Annotated in this window: 5 protein-coding genes and 1 pseudogene; 5 read left to right on the top strand and 1 reads right to left on the bottom strand. The window is 67.2% G+C overall.

The window, feature by feature from the left end; genetic code table 11:
• Positions 1-78: pseudogene (locus ABZZ74_RS51925) on the top strand (precorrin-2 C(20)-methyltransferase); the annotation flags it as partial.
• Positions 79-816: 738 nt separating this feature from the next.
• On the top strand, positions 817-1,191 hold the full coding sequence (locus tag ABZZ74_RS51920) for a hypothetical protein (RefSeq protein WP_356951117.1): 375 nt from the start codon (positions 817-819) through the stop codon (positions 1,189-1,191).
• Between the two features lie 1,283 nt (positions 1,192-2,474).
• Here ABZZ74_RS51920 and ABZZ74_RS51915 read toward each other — a convergent pair.
• The gene (locus ABZZ74_RS51915; RefSeq protein WP_356951116.1) at positions 2,475-4,538 is read right to left on the bottom strand and encodes a Shedu anti-phage system protein SduA domain-containing protein; all 2,064 of its coding nucleotides are present in this window, start codon (positions 4,536-4,538) and stop codon (positions 2,475-2,477) included.
• A 678-nt stretch (positions 4,539-5,216) separates the two neighbouring features.
• Between ABZZ74_RS51915 and ABZZ74_RS51910 the strand changes: the two genes are divergently transcribed.
• From ABZZ74_RS51910 to ABZZ74_RS51900, 3 genes are read left to right on the top strand one after another with little or no spacing between them, the layout of a single operon-like run.
• Positions 5,217-5,486 carry a hypothetical protein gene (locus ABZZ74_RS51910; RefSeq protein ID WP_356951115.1) on the top strand — a complete coding sequence of 90 codons (270 nt, stop codon included), beginning with the start codon at positions 5,217-5,219 and terminating at the stop codon, positions 5,484-5,486.
• 9 nt (positions 5,487-5,495) lie between these two features.
• A complete protein-coding gene (locus ABZZ74_RS51905) occupies positions 5,496-6,263 on the top strand; it encodes a helix-turn-helix domain-containing protein (protein WP_356951114.1) in 768 nt (255 codons plus the stop codon).
• Positions 6,182-6,499, top strand: a complete 318-nt coding sequence (locus ABZZ74_RS51900) for a helix-turn-helix transcriptional regulator (RefSeq protein ID WP_356951113.1) — start codon at positions 6,182-6,184, stop codon at positions 6,497-6,499. The genes ABZZ74_RS51905 and ABZZ74_RS51900 overlap by 82 nt, the downstream gene beginning before the upstream one ends.
• Positions 6,500-6,539 lie beyond the last annotated feature (40 nt).

Below are 6,539 nucleotides of genomic sequence, written 5' to 3'. Positions count from 1 at the left end.
GCCTTCGCCACCATCGGCGACCCGAACGTGTACTCGACGTTCACCTATCTCGCGCAGACCATCGCCGCCATCGCCCCGATAAATCTCCGTCGAAGTGCGGAATGTGATTTCCGGATAGCAGTCCTGCCGGAACACCGGAAGCGCGAAGGGGCCGGCAGCGGGAACTGCCCGTGCCGACGAGAGACCCGCAGACAGGACGTCAGACGCGGCAGAGACGCGAGCAAGTCCTTGTCCACGGCGTATCCGCCAGGGCCCGGAACACCGTCGCCGAATCCACCGCGCCGGGCTCAGGGCGAACCCGTGCACGGGCCATTCCGGAGCCGCTCGCGGTGCGGGTCGTCTCCTTCGCCAGAAGGTGCCCAGGTTCCTGGAAGGACCCTCCACCCTGGCGGCCCCCGCCATCACCGGCCAGCCCGGCCCTCACTGTCGGCCAGGCCGCCGCCCTGACCCTGGTGCGCGACGGCTGCATCCAGCGCACCATCCAGGCCCGCACCGACGCCACCCCGACGACCTGTACCGCCCGGCCACACTGCACGACATCACCACCCCGCACGGCACCACCGAGGGCGGCGCCCCTCGCCGGGCGCACGTCATGTCCAGCACGCCCCTTTGGGCGCCCGAGCGCCCCGCCTGTCCTCTGCGTGCGCTCCGGCGCTAGCAGTACGGTCAGGCGCGGCATGGGGGCGCGGGATAACCCATTGGACAGAAGTTGCGTTGTTGCATGCGGCGATATCCAGCGGGGCACGCCTGGACCCTGGATGATGGGTAACTACTCAGTGACGGTAAGTGAAGAGGGGCGATGCCGTGGGGGCCGCGATGACCGCACAGGAAACTGACCAGGCGGAGGGCCTCCCTCCGCACCGCTTCCCTGCGCACCATCCGGGTGGCGGACACCGGCGTCCGCGTTCCCGGGACGGCCGGACCCTGTCGTCCGCTCTTTTCACTGCCGCCTGTACGGCCTTCGGCCTCGCCGTGGCGACGGCGGTGTCCGTCGCCGTGCCCAGTTCTGTGCGCACGGCGGTGTTCCTCGCCGTCCAGGTGGGGGCGACCCTTCTGGGAGCACTCCTGGGGTTGCTGCGCCGACCGCGTCCTGCGACCAAGGATGCCCCGTCCGCTGTTCACTGGAGCGCGGCGGGCGGGCATCAGGGCACGACGGTCAACGGCGGCGGTGCGATCCCCGGCGCTGGCTAGAACGGCGGCCGCGCCGCCCTCCCCTTCCGCCGTTCGCCTCGGCGCGGCCGGCGCTGCGGCGCCGCATCACGGTCATCGCACCCGCACCGCCGGCCGATGACACGGTCCCGGTAGCGATCGCCCAGCCGGGGACACCGACCGCGTGAGCGACCATCACAATGCCGATCACCGAAGCCGACGGCAGCAGCACGAGGAATGAGAGCTGGAACACGGCGGGCCACGCCGTGTCGTTCTTTGCAAGAAGCCGTTCCGAAAGACGGTCCAAAAAGTCCAGAACGTTTGCAGGCGGAGTATCCGAACGGTCATTTGCCGTGCCCGTTCTCCGATTATAGATATTTGCATTACCAGCAGAAGACCTCTGGCCGGAGGGCCGCCGACCTGAAGCACGGCTCCCGTTCGGACGCGCGCCGTTCTGTGACGGGATATCGGGTACCCCGGAGCCGGACTCAGGCATGCCCGATGCCGTGGAAAAAGGATCGGGCATCTGGAACTCCTGACTGATACACACCAACATCAAGCAGCGCGCGTCACCCTTGCCACACCGACGGCTCCTCAGCCGTCGGTACCAGGCACGATGCAGACACACCAGGCACAACCTGAGTCGATCTCCCAACCGACAGTGCCTGCCCGCGCGCGGTCCCGGTCGTTGGACCCGTGGAGAGCCGCGTACAGACGGGAACACAATCTATAGCTCCAAGGCTCCCGGCATGTGTGCGCTCAGAAATGCGACACCGGTAAAGGGAACCTCTTGTGCCCCGACGCCCAACAACCATGACCCGCTACATACCTGTGTGGACTCCGCACATCAGCATCAGGTTCCTCAACAGCGCCCGTTTCACCCCCGGGGGTGACCCCACGCGCCCCCGTCAGCGTTCAAGAACGGCGACCATCCGAAGCACTGACTGCACGGGCCATGGGGACGGCCTCAAGTCTCAATCCGCGCGCTCGTAGGAATCGCCCGGAGAACCGAAATCTGACGGAACGCAGAACGCCAGACGGCGGCGGGTGCGGTCCCGCGCCGCTCGTATAGAAGAGGGGTCCGGTGCCTGTACGGCACTCTGCAGTCACCCCACCCGACCGCTATGTCACCCGGGAGGCCGTTGATCATCTCGATGGCCTGACGGGAGCCGTGCCCGAGAGAAGCGCCGAGCCGACGTGGGTCGCGGTCGGCAGGCGGATCGCCCGAACCACTCACTGACGGCTGGAGGAGGAGAGCAGCCAGCCGAGAAGCGTGGACTGGCTGCTCACCACTCGGGAGCCTTCGGCTTGGTGCGGTCGGGGCTTCAGCGGTCCTCCACGATGAAGCAGGCCCGTTCGTAGAGCTCGTCGAACGTGATGACTTCGACGTCCTGGATGGATCGCCTGTACTGCTCGAAGGAAGTGATCTTCTCCGGGTTCGTCGCGCCGCCGTCGGCGAACTCGCTGAGACTTCCGATCACCAGCACCTGTCGCGGGCGGACGGTGGACACTTCGATGCCGGTCGGGGCGCCGTCGTCCCGGTACTGCCTATGCAGTTGACCGCTGACCAGTTGTTGGGCCTTGTAGGCGGTCTTCTGGACCTGAGCCACCGCGCCAACGACGTCCTTGGAGACCTGATAGACGTCTGGCACCCGGTACGGCGCGCTGGCCAGCAGGGATGTCAGGTGGGTCTTGATCTCGCAGAACAGCAGGCTGCTGATGAAGCCCCTGGAGCGCATGACGGCGTCACTGCGCTTTCCCGCCCCCGCGAAGATGTTCGCGCCCGTCGTGATGCGCTCCAGCTTGCCGTCGTCGTAGGGGCCACACGCGACGAGGGTGAGACCGTATCCGAAGATCCAGGGATTCTCCTCGAAGAAGCCCTGCCAGACCGCTTCCGGCCCGGCCACCTGGCCGCGCTCCTGCTCGAAGAAGTCCGGGTCGTTCAACAACCTGCTGAACCTTTGGAGTTGTGCCTTGCGGTTGCTGATCAGTCGGATGTCCTCTTCCGTGAGGGCGCCGCCAACAGCGGTTCTGACGGCTTCGAGGAGCGTTGTGCGGTCCTGGTCGGCGAGGAGGCGAGCCAACTCGGCTTCGTCGCCGACGACCAGCCGCAGGCTGCTGTCAGGGATATCCAGCCCGACGCAGCTTTCGAGGAAGAGGATGACCTTCCAGAAGCTTTCGTGGGCATCGCTGGTGTCAACGAGTGCCTTGACAATCTGAGGGGCCTCAGTGCCGGGTATCGCTTCCGTGGATGCTGTCTTCGCAGCCTTGGTCTTGTCCTTCTTCCACAGCTTGATCCTGGGCGAGAGGACGCCGTCCTTGTTGATGAGGGTGACGTTGCACAACGTGGCCACCCGCGGCCGGTCGTCCAGAAGGAAATCGGTGATCAGGCGACTTCTGCGCGTGTCATAGAAGTAGGGGAGCGCTTGATCCTGGTCGCGGATCTCGAGATCTGAGAAGTCCTGCGTCGTGACATCGAACTCCGTGGTTGGGAGACCGATGCGGAAGCTGCGCAGGACGGGGAGATCGGGCTCGGCTGTCTCGCTCCTCCAGTCCGGTGAGACGGCCGGCAGGGGTCCCAGATCGCCTTCGACCACGAGGGACTGGACGTCCGCGCGCTTGAGACGGGTGAGTACGCTTTCCAGTCGCTGCCAGACCGCGTTGATGACGGTCTCCGTGAACGCCGGCAGGAGGACCGAGGGCACGGTGAGGACCGCCTCGTACGTGTCGGCCGTCCATCTGTCACCGGGCATCGGGTGGTAGTAGCCGCCGTCACGGCGCAGCGTCAGTACCGCCGGGCGGAGCAGGTCTCGGGCGATTTCCTCGCCGTCGCGATCGAGGAGGCTGTAGGTCTGTCCCAGGACGAGGTCGAGTTTGCCGGTGTCGTCGTCATCGAGCGGCAGTGAGACCAGCGGGCCAGTAGTCGGTGCGGGAGCCGGCGCGTAGACCGGCCGTCCCGATATGAACTTGAAGGAGCGGAGGGTCCAGCCGTCCGGCCCGAGGAGACGGTTCAGCTTCGCGACCCGTTGGGATGCATGGTCAACATCGGGCTGCACCTCGGGATGCACAAACCGCGCCAAGAAGGCGAGAAGAACCTCGTCAGGGCCCTCGTGGAGTTGGAACTGGGAGTATTCGAAGACCCAGTCGTCTTCCCAGTCGTAGTTGCTTACCCGGTGCTTGATGATGTCTTCTCGTGCCGTTGTGAACCGAGAGTCCGTCGACGCCAGCCTGTCGAGGTCGTACAGGGATCCGAGGAAGTCGATCTCGTCGAGCCGCCCCCACCAGGGACCACCCTCACCGGTCAGGTAGTCGACGATGTCGCGTCGCGTGAGTCTCGTGATCCTCTGCGTGCTGTTGCTGCGTGATGCCGGGGCGGCGGACTGCGTCATGGCCCCAGGATGAACGCACTCCTCCTCACGTGGCGGGTGATTGAACATCAATGCCTCTGACCTCAGCGGTGACATCGCCGATGCCGCGACATCCGCGTGCAGCGTTCCCGCCTCGCCGGCCTGGCCGCGGCCGACGTCGTACGCGCCGTCTGCGGGCGACGCTGACCATCTCATGCCCGTAGTGGCAAACACCGAGGGCCGGCACCAAGGGGTGCCGGCTGGTGTCGGCGGGCGCGGGCCAACGTGCCTGCCGGGGTCCTGAAGGGCTCGGGCTTGCGACCAACTCGCCGTCAGGGCGATACCAGCGGAGTCCTGTTGGCATCGACGTTGTGCAGCGTCCTACTGGAGGGGCTTGGACCGCAAATGCGCTGGAACGAACGTGGGGCCGAGCATCCCCCTTTGGATGGACAACTGGTGTGTTCTGGCCTGGCGCCCGGGCTCTCGGAGGCCGGAAAATTCCGTGGCGACAAGCGGAACATCTGTGAGGCCGGGAAGAGGCGAAACGGGCATAACGCTCCACCCGTGGAGCGGGGGCTCGGCGGCGCGTGGAAGGCTGACGGGTACCGCGCAGCCGACTGGAGCAGGGCCAACTGCCGTAGGGCTGCTTGCGTTTGCGACCACCAGCCATAGGTCCCGGCTGTTCGAGCCGGGCCCCGTCAGGACGGAGTCCTGCACACGATGGACGACCAGCTGCTCTCTCCGCCGCCTGCCTCGCCGGTGGAATCATCTGACGGCCGCCTGGGGCCCACGCACGCGCTGATCCTGCTGATCGCGTTCCTCGTGCTGGGGACCGTACTGTTCCTCAAGGGGACGCCGACCGGCGACATCATCACCCTGCTGGGCGGCTGCGGCGCGATCGGCGCGGCCACCCTTGCCGCGGCCGGAGGGGGGCGCCGGTTGATGGCCATCCTCGTGGAGACCGCGGTGCGCTCCGGCACGGGCAAGTAGAAGTTAGCGGTGAACTCTCCGCGCCCCCGGCCCGCCCGCCCACCGTTCTCCCACCTCGCCGAGCACCTCGTCGCCTTGCGCTCCGCCGCACGGATGTCGCAGCGCGCCCTCGCCGCGGCCGCAGTTGTCTCCCGCGGCACCGTCCAGCGCGCCGAGTCTGGCACCACGGCGCCCTCGCCTGCAGTTCTGGATGCTCTCGTGGGTGCCTGCGGGGGTGATCGGGCGGCCCGGGACCGTGCGCTTGTTCTGCGTAACCAGGGTCGCACCGAGGTCCGTGGCTCGTCCGCGGCCTCCAGGCTCCCGCACCGGCGCTCATCCGCACCGAGCCAGACCTCGGCGCCGCCCTCGCCGCCGAGTACGAACGGGCTGGCGCACCGTCCCCGGGCGACCTCGTCCGGCCGGTGGGCCACCGGGTCCCGATCCCGCGCACCACCGCCTGGCGCATCATCAGGCGCCAGGGGCTGCCCGCCAACGTGGGGCAACTGCAGACGTTCCTGGAGGTGTGCCGGGTACGGCCTCCCATCCAACAGCACTACCACGAAGCGTTCCAGCGCCTCCAGGAAGCCCGACGCAGGCGCACCGCCTGGTCCACCGGTCGAGAGGCCGGACGACAGCCAGAGGCCGTCACAGCGACGCCGTCTCAGATCGCTGAGCGTCCCGTTGAGGAGTCTCCGCATCGCCGGGGACGGCCCCTGGTGCCGATCGACGAGAAGGCCAGCGCCGCGCACCGCACCTGGCTGGAGCCGGTGCGCAGCCGGTTCGTGGCCAGCGGTCTGACCTTGGACGACCTCGTCGGGCGCTCCGGGTACTCCAAGACGCGGCTGTCGGAACTCTTGCGCGGCAAGGCGTACTACCCAGGCTGGGACATCACCTACAGCGTGGTGCGCGCGCTGGAGATCCCCGTCGGCTCGCTGCCGGAGCTATGGAAGACGGCCGCCGTCGAGGCAGGTAAGACCCCCAGGTGGATCGACCGTCAGATCCATGCGATTCAGCCTGCCGATCCCGACGAGTAGCCAGCCCTACGCGTCCAGGCACGGCAGCGAAATCGGGGCA

The organism is Streptomyces sp. NPDC006476 (assembly GCF_040612015.1).
Classification (GTDB): Bacteria; Actinomycetota; Actinomycetes; order Streptomycetales; family Streptomycetaceae; genus Streptomyces; species Streptomyces griseorubiginosus_B.
This window is presented reverse-complemented; position numbering and strand designations above follow the sequence as displayed.